At 59.9% G+C, this 18,284-nt stretch carries 14 protein-coding genes; 11 read left to right on the forward strand and 3 right to left on the reverse strand.

From position 1 onward, the window contains the following. Positions 1 to 9: 9 nt before the first annotated feature. The 3 genes from MB824_RS04895 to leuS all read right to left on the reverse strand — a co-directional run bounded on the left by MB824_RS04895 (position 10) and on the right by leuS (position 6,296). On the reverse strand, positions 10 to 1,089 hold the full coding sequence (locus tag MB824_RS04895) for a porin (RefSeq protein ID WP_238746439.1): 1,080 nt from the start codon (positions 1,087 to 1,089) through the stop codon (positions 10 to 12). 430 nt (positions 1,090 to 1,519) lie between these two features. Next, the gene (gene dsbD / locus MB824_RS04900) at positions 1,520 to 3,337 is read right to left on the reverse strand and encodes a protein-disulfide reductase DsbD (protein ID WP_238746441.1); all 1,818 of its coding nucleotides are present in this window, start codon (positions 3,335 to 3,337) and stop codon (positions 1,520 to 1,522) included. Between the two features lie 328 nt (positions 3,338 to 3,665). After that, entirely contained in the window at positions 3,666 to 6,296 is a 2,631-nt protein-coding gene (leuS, locus tag MB824_RS04905) for a leucine--tRNA ligase (RefSeq protein WP_238746443.1), read from the reverse strand. A gap of 314 nt (positions 6,297 to 6,610) precedes the next feature. Between leuS and MB824_RS04910 the strand changes: the two genes are divergently transcribed. The 11 genes from MB824_RS04910 (at position 6,611) to ispC (ending at position 17,857) form a co-directional block, all read left to right on the forward strand. Continuing rightward, on the forward strand, positions 6,611 to 7,375 hold the full coding sequence (locus tag MB824_RS04910) for a metal ABC transporter ATP-binding protein (protein ID WP_238746444.1): 765 nt from the start codon (positions 6,611 to 6,613) through the stop codon (positions 7,373 to 7,375). 247 nt (positions 7,376 to 7,622) lie between these two features. Then, entirely contained in the window at positions 7,623 to 9,827 is a 2,205-nt protein-coding gene (locus MB824_RS04915; protein WP_238746445.1) for a TonB-dependent siderophore receptor, read from the forward strand. A gap of 97 nt (positions 9,828 to 9,924) precedes the next feature. Beyond that, positions 9,925 to 11,613 (forward strand): ABC transporter ATP-binding protein/permease, encoded by a 1,689-nt coding sequence (locus tag MB824_RS04920; RefSeq protein ID WP_238746446.1) that lies wholly within the window; start codon positions 9,925 to 9,927, stop codon positions 11,611 to 11,613. A gap of 82 nt (positions 11,614 to 11,695) precedes the next feature. Further along, positions 11,696 to 12,046, forward strand: coding sequence for a DUF4298 domain-containing protein (locus tag MB824_RS04925; protein WP_238746447.1), 351 nt, complete (start codon positions 11,696 to 11,698; stop codon positions 12,044 to 12,046). Positions 12,047 to 12,202: 156 nt separating this feature from the next. Next, entirely contained in the window at positions 12,203 to 12,760 is a 558-nt protein-coding gene (frr, locus tag MB824_RS04930; RefSeq protein WP_238746448.1) for a ribosome recycling factor, read from the forward strand. Positions 12,761 to 12,842: 82 nt separating this feature from the next. Then, positions 12,843 to 13,589, forward strand: coding sequence for a polyprenyl diphosphate synthase (uppS, locus tag MB824_RS04935; RefSeq protein ID WP_238746449.1), 747 nt, complete (start codon positions 12,843 to 12,845; stop codon positions 13,587 to 13,589). Positions 13,590 to 13,823: 234 nt separating this feature from the next. After that, on the forward strand, positions 13,824 to 14,453 hold the full coding sequence (locus MB824_RS04940) for a hypothetical protein (RefSeq protein WP_238746451.1): 630 nt from the start codon (positions 13,824 to 13,826) through the stop codon (positions 14,451 to 14,453). A 73-nt stretch (positions 14,454 to 14,526) separates the two neighbouring features. Next, positions 14,527 to 15,324: a phosphatidate cytidylyltransferase gene (locus MB824_RS04945; RefSeq protein WP_238746453.1), complete on the forward strand. Its 798-nt coding sequence runs from the start codon at positions 14,527 to 14,529 to the stop codon at positions 15,322 to 15,324. 219 nt (positions 15,325 to 15,543) lie between these two features. Next, positions 15,544 to 16,179 (forward strand): hypothetical protein, encoded by a 636-nt coding sequence (locus MB824_RS04950; RefSeq protein WP_238746455.1) that lies wholly within the window; start codon positions 15,544 to 15,546, stop codon positions 16,177 to 16,179. A gap of 90 nt (positions 16,180 to 16,269) precedes the next feature. Further along, entirely contained in the window at positions 16,270 to 16,599 is a 330-nt protein-coding gene (locus MB824_RS04955) for a DUF202 domain-containing protein (RefSeq protein WP_238746457.1), read from the forward strand. A gap of 64 nt (positions 16,600 to 16,663) precedes the next feature. Further along, entirely contained in the window at positions 16,664 to 17,857 is a 1,194-nt protein-coding gene (ispC, locus tag MB824_RS04960) for a 1-deoxy-D-xylulose-5-phosphate reductoisomerase (protein WP_238746460.1), read from the forward strand. Positions 17,858 to 18,284: the final 427 nt, after the last annotated feature.

Raw genomic sequence — 18,284 nt, forward strand, 5'->3', positions numbered from 1 at the left:
GAAATCAGATTAGAATTTGTGTTTCATACCAACGCTCAGAGTACCACCGCTGGTCAGGTTTTGTTTGGCGTAGTCTTTTTTACCTTTTTGCAGGTAACCAACTTGACCGTTTACAACAGTACGTTTAGACAGAGCGTAGTCAGCACCAACGATACCTTGGAAGTATTTGCCATTTTCCCAAGCTTTGGTACCAGCTACATCTTTAACACCAAAGCCGTAAGCTGCTGAACCTTTCAGAGTCAAAGCATCATCAAAGGTGTAAGCAACAGAAGCGGCAACTTCGTTACGTTTAGCTGAATCTTCATCAACGTTTTGGCTGCGTTGGTAAGCTACACCAGCCATCAGTTTACCGTTGTCGTAACCACCTTGGACTACGGCTTGGTAACCATGTCTCAGTTTACCATTGGCTTTAACGTCGTCGTTATTTGCACCGTTTTTAACATATACACCAGCCACATCAGCAAAGATGTTGTTAGCGTTATAACCGGCACCCAAACCATAAACAGCGTGGTCGCTATAACCATCATTTAATTTGTTGTTGTCGCTAGGAGAAACGTATACGTTTGCTTTGAAGCCAGAGAAATCGGGAGTTTGGTAAGAAATCGCAGTGCGACGACCTACAGCATCGTTATCGCGAACGAACTCAGCCAAACCGGCGCGGTTATCAGCGTATTCCCAAATATCCAGCTTGTCGTTTACTTCTTTAACCGGAGTAGACAGGTGACCTACGCGTACTTTACCGAAACCGCCTTCCAAGCCGATGAAAGAGTCACGAGTACCGAAACCACGACCTTCGGTAACAATAATTGGATTATTGTTTGCATCAACGCCAACTACTTTGGATTTTTTACCACCGCCGATGTCAACGCGCTGCTCCAACTGCCAGATGGCTTTCAGATCGCCGTTCAGCTGTTCTTGACCTTTGAAACCGATACGAGAACCGTAGTCAACGATTTGGGTTTCAGTACCTTTTTGATGGCGTACTTTAGTTACTTCCACACCACCTTTGATTTGACCGTAAAGAATTACTTCAGCCATAGAAGCAGTGGACAAACCGGCCAGTGCCAAAGCTAACAGAGTTTTTTTCATTTCTGTATTCCTTATGTTGCTGTAAAAAATTTAAGAGATTTAAGGCATAAAAACCGTTTCAGCCCTAATTCTGTATCAACCCTAGAACCGCGGATGCGGCGGGTCTGCACTTTTGCAGTGCCTAATATATCGGCTTCGGGTCGAAAAAACAAATTTATCTTGGAAAGAATGAAGCAAAGCCGCCACACGCCACACAGAGAAAATATCGCAAATCGCTCCGAATACACACAATAAGATTCTATTTTTTAACCACTTACCAAACACAAAACGCCACCATTCAAATTTTGTTGCTGTGTTGTTTTTTTGCACCACACTTATTTCCAACAATTTTCCCGCTGCCAATCCGCCTGCCCCAAAATGCTTTCAGGCTGCCTGAAACCGTGTATCGGGTTTTGCAGGCAGCCTGAAAACAGTTGGTGAATCGGATGCTTTATTCGCTGTGCTGGCGGTACCAGCCGATAAACTCTTCCGGTGCGGCGTAGCCGAGCAGGGCTTTGCTGCGGCTGCCGTCGGCTTTGAGCACGAATAGTCCGGGCGGGCCGATCAGGCCGTATTCTTTCAACAGCGCCTGATGTTCGGGGCTGTTGGCGGTTACGTCTATCTGTACCAGCCGGCTCAGGGGCACGGCAGCCTGAACGCGGCTGTCGCTAAAGGTTTTGTGTTCCATCTCTTTGCACGATACGCACCAGTCGGCGTAAAAGTCGAGCAGCACGGGCTGGTTCGGGTTTTCGGCAAAGGCAGCCTGAACGGCCTGCTTCAGCTCGGCAACGCTTTGGAATTTGCGGCCGTGGGCGCTGTTTTCAGCCTGCGGCGGATGCAGGGTAAGGAAACTGTGCAGCGCGGTGGTTTGGCCGCGCAGGCTGGCGATGCCGAACCACAGTCCGCCGGCCAGCAAAACCGCGCCGAGTGCGGCGGATACGGTTTTCAGGCTGCCTGAAAACTTGCGCAGTTTCGCCAGCATCAGCATGGCGGGAACCAGCAGCAGCAAGGCATAGAGCGACACAGTGAGTGCGTAGGGCAGATAGGGCGCGGCCAAGTAAACGGCAACCGCCAGCAGAATCACGCCAAAGGCGTATTTGATGCCGTCCATCCACGCGCCGGCTTTGGGCAGGATGTGGCCGCCGAAAGTGCCGATCAGTATCAGCGGCACGCCGGTGCCCAGCGCCAGCGCGTAAAGCGCCATGCCGCCGAGTACGCCGTCGCCGGTCTGGCCGATATAGCCGACGGCAAACGCCAGCGGCGGGGCAACGCAGGGGCCGACAATCAGCGCGGAAAGCATGCCCATCACAAACACCGACGCCGCTTTGCCGCCGGACAGTTTGCTGCTCTGGTTTTGAAAATAACCCTGCAGCGCGGCGGGCAACTGGATATTGAACAGCCCGAACATCGACAGCGCCAGCACCACCATCAGCCCGGCCGCCGCCAGCACCACCGCAGGCTGCTGCAGCCAGACGGTGAGCAGCGAGCCGGTCAGCCCCGCCACCACGCCGACGGCGGTATAAGTGAGCGCCAAGCCCTGCACATAGATAAACGACAGCGCAAACGCACGGCCTTTGCCGCTGTGTTTATCGCCGACCACAATGCTCGACACAATCGGCAGCAGCGGATACATGCAGGCGGTGAAGCTCAGGCCGAGTCCGGCCAAAAAGAAAAACAGCAGATTGGTTGCCAGCGTGGCGCGGGAGAGCTTGAAGCGGCTGTTGGCATCGGCGGCATCAGCAGGCGCGGCGGAAGGGGTTGCAGGCTGTGCCGACACCGCCGCGCCTTGGGGCTTTTTTACGAAAGCTGCCGCTGCGTCGTCTGCAGCTGCCTGCACCTGATAACGGCCGCTTCCGGCAATGTCAAACGCGGTTTCCACCGGCGGATAGCACACGCCGGCATCGGCGCAGCCCTGGTATTTCAGCACCAAACGATAGCTCGCGGGGGCGGCTTTGGCGTAGTCCCAACCCACTTGGGCATTGTGGTAGTACACGGTTTGGCGGCCGAAAAATTCATCGTTCTTTTCTTTGCCGCTGCTGAACTTCGGCGCGGCAAACAAGCCCTGCGGCTCGGCTTCGGCAACGATTTTGCTCTGATACATATAGTAGCCGTCGGCCACTTTGAAATCGACCTTGATGCCTTTGTCGTCGGCGGTTACCGAAGGCACGAAGGCTTCTTCGGGCGGGAGCAGGTCTTCGGGATTGACGGCGGCCTGCGCCAGATTGCTCAGGCTCAAACAGGCCGCAAGCGCAAAAATCAGTTTTTTCATGGTGGTTGTTCCGTATTTTCAGGCTGCCAAACGGCGGCAGCGGTTGGAAAAATGCCCCGCATTATAAGCGCTTTACTATCGGGCGCGGCAATCGTCCGAATGGGGGAAGCGCACGGGGTTTCGTTTTCAGGCTGCCTGTTTAGACGCAGGCAGCCTGAAAACCTTACACCGCCCTGCCCTGCTAGTTTTCAGGCTGCTTGGGGCGCATAAGCAAAATGCAAATACAAAAGCAGCCTGAAAACTGTATCGGCGCTTTCAGGCTGCCTTTGCCGTTATCCGGCTATCAAGTCCAAAGCTGCCTGAAAGCATTTTTCAGGCTGCCTTTGGTTTAAACAACGATATTCACCAGCCGCTTGGGCACGACGATGATTTTCTTCGGCGCTTTGCCTTCCATAAATTTTTGGGCGCCGGCGGTAGCAAGGGCGGCGGCTTCGACGGCGTCTTTGGGCGCGTCGGCGGCGACGGTGATTTTGTCGCGCAGTTTGCCGTTTACCTGCACCATCATTTCGATTTCGGTCTGCACCAGCGCGGCCGGGTCGCTCTGCGGCCAGCGCTGCTGCCACAGGGGGCTGTCTTCTCGCAGCGCCGCCCACAGGTTTTCGCTGATGTGCGGCACAATCGGCCACAACAGCAGCAGCACGGCTTCGAGCGTTTCTTGGGCGACGGCGCGGCCGTATTCGCCGGCGAAGTCGGTTTTGTCAAACTGGTTCAAGAGTTCCATTACGGCGGCAACGGCGGTGTTGAACTGCTGGCGGCGGCCGTAGTCGTCGGAGACTTTGGCGATGGTATTGTGCAGTTTGAAGCGCAAATCTTTCAGGCTGCCTGAAAGTTCGTTGTGATTGCCGGAAAAGGCGGAAGCGGCGCCGTCTTTTTGGAACTCGTACACGGTACGCCACAGGCGGCGCAGGAAGCGGTGGGCGCCTTCCACGGCGGCGTCGTTCCATTCGAGCGACTGTTCGGGCGGGGCGGCGAACATCATAAACAGGCGGGCGGTGTCGGCGCCGTAGGTGTCGATAATGGCTTGGGGATCGACGCCGTTGTTTTTGGATTTGGACATTTTTTCCATGCCGCCGATTTCCACCGGCTGCCCGTCGGCGCGCAATACGGCAGCGGCGGGGCGGCCTTTGTCGTCGAAAGTGAGATCGACGTCGGCGGGGTTGAACCAGTCTTTGCCGCCGTCTTCGCGGACGCGGTAGAAGGTTTGCGCCAGCACCATGCCCTGGGTGAGCAGGCGGTTGAAGGGTTCGCGCACGGGAACGATGCCTTCGCCGTGCATCAGTTTGGTGAAGAAGCGGGCGTACAGCAGGTGCAGGATGGCGTGTTCGATGCCGCCGATGTATTGGTCGGCCGCCTGCCAGTAGGCGGCGGCGGCGGGTTCGACCATCTGGCTATCGTCTTGCGGCGACATATAGCGGAACTGGTACCAGCTCGATTCCATAAAGGTGTCCATGGTATCGGTTTCGCGCTTGGCATGGCCGCCGCATTTGGGGCAGGCGGTTTCGTAGAACTCGGGCATTTTAGTCAGCGGCGAGCCGCTGCCGTCGGGGATAACGTCCTCGGGCAGGACGACGGGCAGCTGCTCGGCGGGTACAGGGACGTCGCCGCAGGCGTCGCAGTGGATAATCGGAATCGGGCAGCCCCAGTAGCGCTGGCGGGAAATGCCCCAGTCGCGCAGGCGGTATTGGGTTTTGGCTTCGCCGGCGCCGAGTGCGTTCAGTTTGGCGCCGATGGCGTTGAAGGCAGCCTGAAAGTCCAGGCCGTCGAATTCGCCGCTGTTGATCAGGCGGGTGCCTTCTTTGGCGCCGTACCATTCGTGCCAGTTTTTCGGGTCGTAGGGCTGCGGTTCGTCCAGTTCGATTACCTGCTTGACGGGCAGGCCGAATTTGTTGGCGAACTCGAAATCGCGCTCGTCGTGGGCGGGCACGGCCATCACCGCGCCGTCGCCGTAGCCCCACAATACATAGTTTGCCACCCACACTTCCAAGCGCTCGCCGTTTAGGGGATTGACAACAAAGCGGCCAGTGGGCAGGCCTTTTTTCTCCATGGTCGCCATATCGGCTTCGGCCACGCTGCCGGCTTTGCACTCGGCGATAAAGGCCTGCAGTTCGGGATGGCTTTGCGCGGCAGCGGCAGCCAGCGGATGCTCGGCGGCGACGGCCAGATAGGTGGCGCCCATCAGGGTGTCGGGGCGGGTGGTATAGACTTGGATATAGTCGGCATGGCTTTCAGGCAGCCCTTGGCGGCTGTCTTCGGCCACGGCGAAACGCACGGTCATGCCGCGCGATTTGCCGATCCAGTTGCGCTGCATGGTTTTGACCTGCTCCGGCCAGTCCAAGCCTTCCAAATCGTCGAGCAGCGCTTCGGCGTAGTCGGTGATTTTGAAGTAGTACATCGGAATTTCGCGCTTTTCCACCACCGCGCCGGAGCGCCAGCCGCGCCCGTCGATTACCTGCTCGTTGGCCAGCACGGTCTGATCGACCGGATCCCAGTTTACCGTGCCGAGTTTTTTGTAAATCACGCCTTTTTCAAACAGCTTGGTAAACAAGAGCTGCTCCCAGCGGTAATACTCGGGCGTGCAGGTGGCCAGCTCGCGCTGCCAGTCGATGCCGAAACCCAGGCTTTTGAGCTGGCCGCGCATATAGGCGATGTTTTCGTAAGTCCATTTGGCCGGCGCGGTGCCGTTTTTCAGCGCGGCGTTTTCGGCGGGCATGCCGAAGGCGTCCCAGCCCATCGGCTGCATCACGTTGAAGCCGTTTAAGCGTTTGAAGCGCGACAGCACATCGCCGATGGTGTAGTTGCGCACATGCCCCATATGCAGCTTGCCGCTGGGGTAGGGAAACATCGACAGACAGTAGAATTTGGGTTTGGACGCGTCTTCTTTGGCGTTAAACACGCCCTGCTCTGCCCACGCCTGCTGCGCGGCGGGTTCGCTGACGGATGGCTGGTAGTGCTCTTGCATGGTTTCAGGCTGCCTTTTGGAGTTGGTTCAAATGGGGAAAAATGGCGCGGATTATAGTGGAATCGGCGCCAATCCGATACAGCGCGTATCTTGCCTGAACGGCTGTTATACAGTAATATCGCCGCGCTTTTTTCACGGCAGCGGTTTTCAGGCTGCCGCCACGTTTCAGGCAGCCTGAAAACCGCTGCCGTTTTTTTCCGCACGCATCTTATGAACAAATATTCCCTTCTGCTGGCCGGACTCGGCCAACGCCTGCTGCTGGCGGCCGCCGTGCTCGCCCTGCTGTACGGCGTTTACCTGTGGGCGGCCGCCGCATGAGCAGCCTGAAACTGCACACGCGGCCGGAATGCGCGATTGAAATCGACAACCTGACCGTCAGCTACCGCGGCGGCTGCCCTGCCGTCCACCACCTGAGCGCCGAATTTGCCGCCGGCACCATGTGCGCCGTGTTCGGCCCCAACGGCGCCGGCAAGTCCACCCTGCTTAAAGCCGTGATGGGGCTGATCCGCTGCAACACCGGCAGCGTGCGCCACCGCAATCTGGCGCGGCGCGACATCGCCTACCTGCCCCAGCAGTCCGACATCGACCGCAGCCAGCCGATGACCGTATTCGAGCTGGCGGCAATGGGGCTGTGGTACGAAATCGGCTTTTTCGGCCGCGTCAGCACCGAGCAGCGCCGCCGCGCTCAGGCTGCCTTAGAACGCGTGGAAATGGCCGAATTTGCCGAGCGCGGCATCAGCGAGCTTTCCAACGGCCAGTTCCAGCGCGTGCTGTTTGCCCGCATGCTGGTGCAAAACGCCCGCTTTTTGCTGCTGGACGAACCGTTTAACGCCGTCGATGCCAAAACCACCTATGCCCTGCTCGAAGTGCTGCGCCAGGAAAACCAAAACGGCCGCGCCGTGATTGCCGTGCTGCACGACTATGAGCAAGTGCGCGCCTATTTCCCGCGCACCCTGCTGATCGCCCGCGAAAAAGTGGCCGACGGCAAAACCGAAGACGTCCTGTGCGACCGCCTGCTCGCCCAAGCCAACGCACTGGCACAGCGGCACGGCAGCAGCGAATGGTGCGCCACGGCGTAAAAAATCCGGCCGCACGGTTTTTTCGTGTTAGCATTCTACAAACATTGATTTCAAACAGATTTGATATAAATCCGCCGTACCGCTGCCGCCGTCTCCCGGCGGCAGCCTGAAAATTCAAACACAAAACCAACACAACATCGGGATTCGCGCCCGTCTGTTTTCAGGCAGCCTGAAAACAGACGGGCGCAGGTAAATTTCTGCAGTAACCGCCAAACGGCGGCCTTTCAACCACCCCAGGAGCCACACCGTGAACCCGTCCAAACTCTCCGCGCTAACGCTGGCGCTGCTTGCCGCCCACGCCGCAGCCGATTCCCCCGCCGATACCGTCCACAACCAAGACGGCGAACTGCAAACCGTCCACGTTTCCGGCAAAAAGAAACTCAAAGACGCTTATACCGTCTCCGAAATGTCCACCGCCACCGGTCTCAAGCTCGCGCCCAAAGACACGCCGCAATCCGTGAGCGTGATTACCCGCAAGCAGATGGATGATTTGGGCGCGACCACGCTGGAAGATGCGCTAAAGACGACTACCGGCATGAACATTGTCCGCCGCGGCAACTACACCCAATTCCAATCACGCGGTTTCAATATCAATTCCATCACTACCAACGGTCTTGACTCCACCATCTCCAGCCTTAGCGGCAACAACCTTCACACCGGCAAACAACTCACCGATACGGCTCTTTACGAGCGCGTAGAAGTCCTACGCGGCGGCAGCGGCCTGAAACAGGCGGGCAGCGAGCCGGGCGGATCGGTTAATGCCGTTTTAAAGCGACCGACTTCCCAGCCTTTGGCCGAATTTGAAGCACAAGCCAACCGTTGGGGCAAGGTGCGCGGCAGCGCCGACGTGTCCGGCGTATTGAGCACAGAACACGGCATCCGCGGGCGCATAGTCGGCGTATTGGAACGCGACCGCGGCTTCCGCACCCACGACAAAGGCAGCAATGTCCTGCTGTTCGCCACTGCCGACAAATCTTTCGGCGACAATGACAAACTCACCGCCGGCATCACATACCACTACCAAACCGACACTCCCGCCGGTTTCGGCCTGCCTTCCGACAATAATGGCAACGATCTGCGCCTGCCGCGCGACACCTTTTGGGGATCGGCTTGGGACAAAGGCCGCTACCGCAAGCTGCACACCTTTACCGAATGGGAGCACCGTTTCAACGACGATTGGAAGCTGACCGCCACCGCCGACTACAAACTCAACAAATCCTTAAGCGAGCAAGCCCAACTTTCCGGTGCGCGTGCCAATGTCGGCTCAGATGACGGCACCCTGCCGCTTGATTCCTTTTCCCGCCACAAGCGCGGCACCCGCCAATGGTCGGCACGGCTCGAACTCGACGGCAAATACGCGCTCTTCAACCAACGACACGAGCTGTACGCCGCCTATACCTACTCGCACGAAAAATTCGATATCGAAATGCGCGAGCAGCCCACCGCCGGACGTTCGTTCAACCTGCACAGCTGGACGGGACACGAAATCCCCCGCCCCGACTGGAGCATTTTTGATTACCGCGACTACCGCAACAGCAGCTATACCACCCACACCGCTACCCTTGCCAACCGCTTCAACTTCGGCCGCCTGCACCTCATCGCTGGCACGGGCTACCACCACTGGAAAAACGACTTCATCTGGTATCGCGACACCCGAAACGGCCAACCCGACTTTGCCGTGCGCAACCGGAGCGAATACCGCAAAGCCCGCTTCATCCCCTACGCCGCCCTCTCCTTCGACCTCAACCCGCACCACACGCTCTACGCCAGCTACACCAGCATTTTCCGCCACACCTCCGCCCGCGACGCCGACAACAAAGAGCTCAAACCCGTATTGGGCAACAGCTACGAAATCGGCTGGAAAGGCGCATGGCGCGAAGGCCGCCTGAACGCTTCCGTCGCCGCTTTTCAAACCGAAAAACACAACGAACCCATCAACACCCGTATCCAGCACCCGGACACCAGAAGCTGGATTTACGAACCCGTGCGCATGCAAAGCCGGGGCATAGACGCCGAAATTGCCGGCAATCTCACCCCCAACTGGCACCTTTTTGCCGGCTATACCTACAATATCCGCAAATACACCAAAACCGCCGGCCGGCAGCAGCTTTTTGTTGAAGGTGCAGACTTCAGCCAGCACACACCCAAACATATGTTCCGCCTGCACACCGCTTACCGCCTGCCCGGTGCGGCTGCCAAATGGACGGTTAAAGGCGGTTTCAGCAGCCAGAGCAAACACCGCAGTTGGGACGTGCAGCAGCCACTCGGCGGCTATACGGTGTGGGATGCCGGAGTTCAGTATGAGCCGAACAAACACATGAAGCTCGCCCTCAATATCAACAACCTCACCAACAAGCGCTACTACGAAAATTACGAAGCCCGCACCAAAGGCTGGGGCTGGTTTTACGGCGAACCGCGCAACGTAACGCTTAATTTCAAATGGACAATGTAGGCAGCCTGAAAGGCAGAAAGCAGCCTGAAAACGGTAATCACGGTTTTCAGGCTGCTTTGGCGCGGGCGGCAAACGGTATTCCGATCTTTTTCCTGCCATGAAACTCATCCGGCAATTTCTCCGCCTTGCCCGCCCGTTTTGGGTGGGAAAAGCGCGCTGGCGCGAATGGCTGCTGCTGGCCGCCATCATCGCTTTTACCCTGTTTTCCACCACCGTCAGCGTGTGGATTGCGGCGTGGGACAAGCGTTTTTACGACGCGCTGGCGGCCTTCGACGGCAAGGCAATGCCCGCGCTGATAATCGAATATATCGGCTATATGGCGATGATTATCGCCTGTATCGTCTGCGGCGACTGGCTGCAGAAGCGGCTGGTGTTCCGCTGGCGCACGCACCTGACGGCGCAGTTTGAGCGCGAATGGCTCGGCGGCCACAAGCATTACCGCCTGCAGCTTGGCGGCGAGCCGGACAACCCCGACCAGCGTATCGCCGAAGACGTGTCGCTTCTGGCGGCGCAAAGCATCAGCCTGCTGCTGTCGTTTATCAACAATATCGCCAAATTCAGCGCGTTTGTCGGCGTGTTGTGGGGCTTGTCGGGCGTGCAGACCTTCGAGATTGGCGGCCGCAGCTTTACCGTACACGGCTATCTGGTGTGGGTGGCGCTGGCCTATTCCGCGCTCAGCACGCTGGCCGCGCATTTTGTCGGCCGCAAGCTCAAAGACCTCAATATCGAGCGCCAGCACCGCGAAGCCGACTACCGCGCCGCCCTGCTGCGCGTGCGCGACCATGCCGAGCAGGTGGCGTTTTACCACGGCGCGGAGGCCGAGCAAGGCCGTCTGAAACAGCGTTTCAAGCGCATCCGCGACAACTGGTTCCGCCTGACCAACTGCGAATTCCGTTACGGCACCTTTTGGGCGGGCTATGTGCGTATCAGCATTTTCATCCCCATCATCGCCACGCTGCCGATGTATTTGGCCAAAACGCTCACTTTCGGCGACATGATGCAGACGCGCACCTCGTTTGCCCGCATCCAAGACAGCTTCGGCTGGTTTACCGATGCCTACCGCCGTCTGGTCGAATGGGCGGCGGTAATCGAGCGTTTGGGCGGCTTTCAGGCTGCTTTGGACGATGCCGAACGGCACACCGGGCAGCCTGAAAGTCCGCTTTGCCCGCCCGACAATGCGGATGATGCGGCCGGCTTTTTGCAGCTGGATGCCACCGCCGTCCACACCCCGCAGGGGCGGGCGATGCTGCGCCCCGTAAGCCTGAGTGCCCGCGCGCCCGAATGGCTGCTATTTGAAGGGAAAAGCGGCATCGGCAAATCCACCCTGTTGCGCGTGTTGGCCGGATTGTGGCCGTATCACGGCGGACATTACCGAATCGACGGCAGCCGCCTGTTTCTGCCGCAACGTCCCTACCTGCCCTACGACAGCCTGCGCGCCGTCGTCTGCTACCCCCACGCCGCCCGTGCTGACGATGCCCTTATTCAGGCTGCTTTGGAGCAGGTGGGTCTGGGCAGCCTGAAACACCGTCTCGACGAAAAACAGGAATGGCACAGCCATCTCTCCGGCGGCGAACAGCAGCGTCTCAGCCTCGCCCGCGCCCTGGTTTTCCGCCCGCAAATCCTGTTTCTCGACGAAGCCACCAACCAGCTTGACGACGCTTCCGCGCTCGAGCTGATGCAAACGCTCAAACGCGAGCTGCCCGATACTCTCGTTATCGGCATCAGCCACCAGCGCGACGTGCAGGCGCTGTTTGAACGGCGCATTACGCTGGAAGCGGCAGCCTGAAAAGCGGACAATCCGTTTTCAGGCAGCCTGCCCGATTATCCGAAGCAGCCTGAAAACCCAAAGGCAACCTGAAAGGAAAACCATGAACGCCGATACCGCCCAACAAACCCTCGATCACGCTCAAGCGCTCTACCGCCGCTGGCTGGAGCTGCTGCCCCGCTTGGAAGCCGCGCAACGCGAATGGCAGCAGGCGGAAGCCGTAATGACTGAGCTCGATGCCTTTTACGCCCGCGACTATCTGCCCTTGCGCGATGCCGAAGCGGCCGGGCTGCCCCTGTCGCTGCACACCGCCGGCGAATACAGCGTGCTGAGCGAAGACGCAATCTTCGATGCTTTGGGCGATCGCCACCGGCTTGCCTGGCAGTGGCTGCGGCTGGCCACCGCCGCGCTCGATCCGCAAAACCAGGCCGAAGCCGGCGCGCCGCAAGAGTAGCCGGCAAAACGCGGCAAAAGGCAGCCTGAAAGCCGTTTCAGGCTGCCTGCGCCCTTGCCGCTGCGGCCAAAGCGCGGTAGTATCCGCCCGTTTATCTCTTATCGTTCAGGCAGCCCTGTTTCAGGCTGCCTGAAGACTGTTTGAAAAGGAAAAACCATGATTAAAGAAATCCAGTCCTCCGCCGAAGCGAAAATGCAGCGCTCGCTGGAAGTGCTGCAGGAAAACCTGGCCAAAGTCCGCACCGGCCGCGCCCACACCGGCCTACTCGACCAAGTGGAAGTGGAATACTACGGCAGCCCGGTGCCGGTAAGCCAGGTGGCCAACGTAACCCTGCTCGATGCGCGCACCATCGGTGTGAAAGTGTATGAAAGCAATATGGTCGCCGCCGTGGAAAAAGCCATCCGCGATTCCAATCTGGGCTTGAACCCCGCCGCAATGGGCGACGTGATCCGCGTGCCGATGCCGATGCTCACCGAAGAGCGCCGCAAAGACCTGATCAAAGTGGTGCGCGGCGAAGTGGAAGAAGGCCGCGTTGCCATCCGCAACATCCGCCGCGATGCCAACGACCACATCAAAAAACTGCTCAAAGACAAAGAAATCCCCGAAGACGACGCCCGCCGCGGCGAAGAGTCGGTGCAAAAACTGACCGACAAATACATCGCCGAAGCCGACAAAATGCTCGCCACCAAAGAAGAAGACCTGATGGCCATCTGACAAACGCGCCGCGGCCGGCAGCCTGCCCGCCGCGCCGTTTTTTTGTTTTCAGGCTGCCTGCCGCCGCACCGCAAGGAAAACCATGAACAGCAGCACCCAAACCATTCCCGCCTACACACGGGTTCCGCGCCACGTTGCCGTGATTATGGACGGCAACGGCCGCTGGGCGAAAAAGCGCTTTCTGCCGCGCGTGATGGGGCACAAAAAAGGCCTGGACGCGCTGGAAGATTTGTGCCGCACCTGCGCCGAAGCGGGCATCCCCTATCTGACCGTTTTCGCCTTTTCCACCGAAAACTGGCGCCGGCCAGCCGACGAAGTGTCGTTTCTGATGGGGCTGTTTCTGGCGGCGCTGCAGAAAAAAGTCGCCAAAATGCACAAAAACGGCCTGCGGCTGAAAGTGATCGGCGACCGCAGCCGCTTCCCCGCCGAAATCCAAGCCGGCATCCGCGATGCCGAAGCGCTCACCGCCGCCAACACCGGTCTCACACTCACCATCGCTGCCGACTACGGCGGCCGCTGGGACATCCTGCAGGCTGCCAACGCACTGATTAAGGAAGGCAAAAGCGAAATCAGCGAAAGCGATTTGGCCGCCAAACTGATGCTCGCCGAAGCCCCCGAGCCGGATTTGTTTATCCGCACCGGCGGCGAAACCCGCATCAGCAACTTTATGCTCTGGCAGATGGCCTACGCCGAATTTTATTTCACCGACACCCTGTGGCCGGACTTCGACAGCCGCGAAATGCACCGCGCGCTCGAGTCTTTTCAGCAGCGCGAACGCCGCTACGGCCGCACATCCGAGCAACTGCCGCCCGAACAGCAGCGCCCGTAGTTTCAGGCTGCCCGCGCGATACAGGCAGCCTGAAAAAGCAGCCTGAAAAACGGTGTAGCAAAAACGGTTTTCCGCCTTTCAGGCAGCCTGAATGCGAAAACCATATGGTGCGCGGGGCGCACCAATCCTGCAACCAAGCGCAACTTAGCCGTTTGCGGCAGCCTGAAAGCCCGTTTTGCTGAAAAAATACTTTTCAGGCTGCCTGCCAACCGTCCACTTGATAAGGAGTCCGCCATGACCCAAGCCGACCGCTTTCCCGAATTTTTCGACCGCGCCCCGCAGCTCTTGATGCGCGACCCGCTGGCGCAGTTTCTCGGCGCCACGCCCGACGGCGTGATGGCCTACCGCTATCAGGACGCGGTTAAACTTGCCGGCCATTCCTGCCCCACCGTTGCAGGCGCCTATCTGATGGTGGTGAAAGGGCTCTCGGCGCTCTACGGCAGCGACATCCCCGAGCGCGGCGGCATCGAAGTGTTGATGCGCGACGGCCGCGACGAAGGCACCACCGGCGTGATCGCCAATGTTGCCATGCTGCTCACCGGCGCCGCGCCGGAAACCGGTTTTGCCGGCGTCGGCCCGATGCGCCTGTTCGGCCGCCGCGACCTACTCGCTTTCGGCAGCGGCGATGAGCGCGGCGAAATGCTGCTGCGCCGGCGCGATACCGGTGCTGCGGTTGCCGTGTCCTACAATCCGTCGATTGCGCCGTGGCCGGCTGAGATGCAGACGCTGATGCCGCTGGCGGTCAGCGGCCGCGCCGACGACGCCCAGCTCAAACGCTTCGGCGAAATCTGGCAGGAGCGCGTCGAAGCCGTGCTCACCAAGCTGGCCGACGACCCGCGCCTGGTTGTGGTCGAGAACGTCTGAAGCCGTTTTTCAGGCTGCCTGAACCGGCAAAAGCAGCCTGAAAACCCGTCCCAAACCAAACCGAAAGCCGAATATGCTCAAACAAAGAATCCTGACCGCCCTGGTGCTGCTGCCGCTGATGCTGGGCATGCTGTTTTACGCGCCCGCCGCGCTGTGGGCGGCGTTTGCCGCGCTGATTGCGCTGCTCGCGCTGTGGGAATACGGCCGCATGTGCCGCCTGAGCGAAAAGCAGTCCAACCGCTATCTGGCCGCCAGTGCGTTTTTTATGCTCACCGCCTATCTGGGCGGCTGGCAGCTGCCGCCCTTGATCTGGTTTTTGGTGCTGTTGGGCTGGCTGGCTGGCGCGCCGCTGTGGCTGCGCCGCAAATGGCCGCTGCCGCAACAGGGCAACGCCATGCTCTTGGGCTGGGGGCTGCTGCTGCCGTTTTGGTTTGCGCTGCTCGATTTGCGCCCCGATACCGCTGCCGCCCCCAAACTGCTGGCACTGATGGCGCTGGTGTGGCTGGCCGACGTGGCGGCTTATTTTGTCGGCCGCGCCTGCGGCAAACGCAAGCTGGCGCCCGCCATCAGCCCGGGCAAAAGCTGGGAAGGCGCACTCGGCGGCGCGGCGGCGGTGCTGGTTTACGCCTGCTGGCTGCGCGGCAACGGCTGGCTGTTTGAGAACCTGTCGTGGCCGGCCACCGTGCTCGCGGCGCTGGTGCTGACTGTGGTCAGCATCGAAGGCGACCTGCTGGAGAGCTGGTTCAAACGCAGCGCCGGCATCAAAGACAGCAGCAGCCTGCTGCCGGGTCACGGCGGCGTGTACGACCGCACCGACAGCCTGATCGCGGTGCTGGCGGTGTATGCCGCGGTACAAAACCTGTTTGGCTGATACCGTGCCGGATGCCGCATGCGGGCGCAAACCATTGTGCGGCCAACGGATATTGTGTTACCCTTAACCGAAATTAACAGCTTGCCGCGCATACGGAATTCTACCGCAAGCCTGATGTGGCGCCGCTTTGCCGCCTTTTTACGCCGCATCTGCCGCTGCCCAAGCGGACAAAACTTTACGCTTGAACCGTATGCGCTCCGGCAAAAGGAGAACAGGATTATGCGTATTCCCCGCCTGGCTTTGGGGCTGACGCTGGCTTTCGTGCTCGGCGCCTGCTCCGGCCTTTACGACGTTTACCGCGGCAGCGAGCCGGTGCAGGCCGCGCTGTTTGCCGGCGACAAACTCTATCTGCTGACCGCCAAAGGCGATTATGAATTTTCCGGCATCGGCACCGCCAATCTGGAGCGCTTCGTGCGCTCGCCCTTCTCGGCCAAAACCACGCTGAGTGAATGGTCGCTGGCCGCCGGCCGCAAAACTGCCGACGAGAGCAGCTATTCGGTTTATATCGTGCCGCAGGATGTCAGCGAAAAAGAGCGGCAGGAGCTGCTGAAAACCCACAGTTTCGAGCTGGTCGAAGCCGCCGCGCTCAAAGCGGACGTGAAAAAATCGATTGCCGCCGCCCGCCCGCAGTGGCCGCAGCAAAAAGTGTACGCCCGCCATTTTGTCAGCGAAGGCCATGCCGTGCGCATCAGCGGCCGTGAAGCGCTGGCCGCCAAATACGCGCTCAACCCGCCGGCGCGCATCGGCCTGGTGCTTTCCGCCGACCGTGCCACCCCCGCGCCCGAAGCGACGCCCGCCGTCAAACCCGGCCGCACCGGCTGCGTGATGCAGCCGCAATACGGCTGGCGCTGCTGAGCACCCGCGCCTGTTGTCGGGTAAAACATGCACCGGCAGCGTCGCGCGGCAGGCGGTTTTCAGGCAGCCTGAACAGGGAAGGCCCGTGGTATGAACGAAACCCAAGCCGACATCCTCAACATCAACCAAGTCCAGCTGCTGCTGGCGGAAAAACGCACGTCGCTGGCGGTAATGCGTACCGGCATCGCCATCCTTGCGCTGCCGCTGTCGATTTTCAGCGTGCTGATCGCCACCTCCAAATGGTACCGCCCCGCCGATGCCTGGCCGCTGCTGGCGGCGGTAACGCTGATCAACGGCGCACTGATTGCCTTCGGCGTCTATCTGATTGTGCGCTCGCTGCAGAGCATGCACCGCTACGATTTGATGATTGCCGACATCAAGCACCAAAACCAGTCGCTGAAAAGATTTATCCGCTACTGAACTTTCAGGCAGCCTGAAAGCCCTGCCGCCGGCTGCCGCGCCCCACCCGCAAGAACAACAATAGATGAACACCCAAAACCTTACCATACTCGGCAGCACCGGCAGCATCGGTGCCAGCACGCTCGACGTCGTCTCCCGCCATCCCGACCGCTTCCGCATCTTCGCCCTTGCCGGCCACAGCCAAACCGAAAAGCTCGCCGCGCAATGTCTCGCCCACCGCCCCCGCTACGCCGTTACCGCCGATGCCGCCCGCGCCGAAGAATTGCGCGGCCTGCTGCGCCTTTCAGGCTGCCAAACCGAAGTTCTGCACGGCAATCAGGCGCTCTCCGACGTCGCCACCGCCCCCGAAACAGACGGCGTGATGGCCGCCATCGTCGGCGCCGCCGGCCTGATGCCCACGCTGGCCGCCGCCGCCGCCGGCAAAACCGTTTATCTGGCCAACAAAGAAACGCTGGTGGTGGCCGGCAGCCTGTTTATGGAAACCGCCTGCACCGCCGGCGCCCGCGTGCTGCCGGTGGACAGCGAACACAACGCCATCTTCCAAGTACTGCCCGCCGGTTTTTCAGGCAGCCTGAAAGACGCCGGCATCGAATCCATTATTCTCACCGCGTCCGGCGGCCCCTTTCTCGACACCCCGCGCGAGCAGTTTGCCGCCATCACCCCCGCACAGGCAGTCAAACACCCCAACTGGAACATGGGGCGCAAAATCTCGGTGGACAGCGCCACCATGATGAACAAAGGGTTGGAACTGATCGAAGCGCACTGGCTGTTTAACTGCCCGCCCGACAAACTCGAAGCCGTTATCCACCCGCAAAGCGTGATCCACAGCATGGTGCGCTACGCCGACGGCTCGGTGCTCGCCCAGCTGGGCAGCCCCGACATGCGCACCCCCATCGCCTACTGCCTCGGCCTGCCCGAGCGCATCGAATCCGGCGCCGCGCGGCTCGATTTCGCCACCCTGTCCGATCTCACCTTCCGCGTTCCCGATTTCGAGCGCTTCCCCTGCCTGCGCCTGGCCTACCGCGCCATGCACGAAGGCGGCAGCGCCCCCTGCATTCTCAACGCCGCCAACGAAACCGCCGTTGCCGCTTTCCTTGACGGCCGCATCCGCTTTACCGACATCGCCGCCGCCGTCGAGTATTGCCTGGACAAAATTCCCGCCCGCGCCGCCGAAAGCGTCGCCATGCTGCTGGAAACCGACCGTGAAGTGCGCACGCTGGCCGAGCGCTGGACAAACAAGCACCGGCAGGCAGCCTGAAAACGTAAAAAGCAACCTGAAAAGCGTTGGCACAGCCTTTCAGGCTGCCTACCACCGCCCAATCCGCCGCCTACTGCCCCCTCCCCTGCGCCCCAAGCGCGGGGGAGGGTCGGGGTGGGGGTGGCAGTTCGCAGAACTGCGTTTGCCGCTGCCGTTACCCTGAAAAGTTTCCGCAGCGGCTGATACCCCCACCCTGCCCCCCGCAAGCGGAAAAGGGAAAACGGTTGCCCCACCGTTTTCAGGCTGCCTGCCGAACACCCCCCGCACAGGCAGCCTGAAAACCGCATGAATAGCCTTTCAGGCTGCTTCTGCCATAGCAGGCTTGGGCGGAAAGCCCACCCGTTTTTTCAGGCTGCCCACCGCCGCGCCCTGCCCGCCCGATAGCCAAAAGCAGCCTGAAATGCTATGCTTGCGGCCTTTTCAGCCT

Source organism: Kingella pumchi (assembly GCF_022288825.1).
In the GTDB taxonomy this organism is placed as follows: domain Bacteria; phylum Pseudomonadota; class Gammaproteobacteria; order Burkholderiales; family Neisseriaceae; genus Kingella_D; species Kingella_D pumchi.

Coding starts and splice junctions, on each gene's coding strand:
- MB824_RS04895 (WP_238746439.1), bottom strand. CDS start 1,089: ATGAAAAAAACTCTGTTAGCTTTGGCACTGGCCGGTTTGTCCACTGCT.
- dsbD (WP_238746441.1), bottom strand. CDS start 3,337: ATGAAAAAACTGATTTTTGCGCTTGCGGCCTGTTTGAGCCTGAGCAAT.
- leuS (WP_238746443.1), bottom strand. CDS start 6,296: ATGCAAGAGCACTACCAGCCATCCGTCAGCGAACCCGCCGCGCAGCAG.
- MB824_RS04910 (WP_238746444.1), top strand. CDS start 6,611: ATGAGCAGCCTGAAACTGCACACGCGGCCGGAATGCGCGATTGAAATC.
- MB824_RS04920 (WP_238746446.1), top strand. CDS start 9,925: ATGAAACTCATCCGGCAATTTCTCCGCCTTGCCCGCCCGTTTTGGGTG.
- MB824_RS04925 (WP_238746447.1), top strand. CDS start 11,696: ATGAACGCCGATACCGCCCAACAAACCCTCGATCACGCTCAAGCGCTC.
- frr (WP_238746448.1), top strand. CDS start 12,203: ATGATTAAAGAAATCCAGTCCTCCGCCGAAGCGAAAATGCAGCGCTCG.
- uppS (WP_238746449.1), top strand. CDS start 12,843: ATGAACAGCAGCACCCAAACCATTCCCGCCTACACACGGGTTCCGCGC.
- MB824_RS04940 (WP_238746451.1), top strand. CDS start 13,824: ATGACCCAAGCCGACCGCTTTCCCGAATTTTTCGACCGCGCCCCGCAG.
- MB824_RS04945 (WP_238746453.1), top strand. CDS start 14,527: ATGCTCAAACAAAGAATCCTGACCGCCCTGGTGCTGCTGCCGCTGATG.
- MB824_RS04950 (WP_238746455.1), top strand. CDS start 15,544: ATGCGTATTCCCCGCCTGGCTTTGGGGCTGACGCTGGCTTTCGTGCTC.
- MB824_RS04955 (WP_238746457.1), top strand. CDS start 16,270: ATGAACGAAACCCAAGCCGACATCCTCAACATCAACCAAGTCCAGCTG.
- ispC (WP_238746460.1), top strand. CDS start 16,664: ATGAACACCCAAAACCTTACCATACTCGGCAGCACCGGCAGCATCGGT.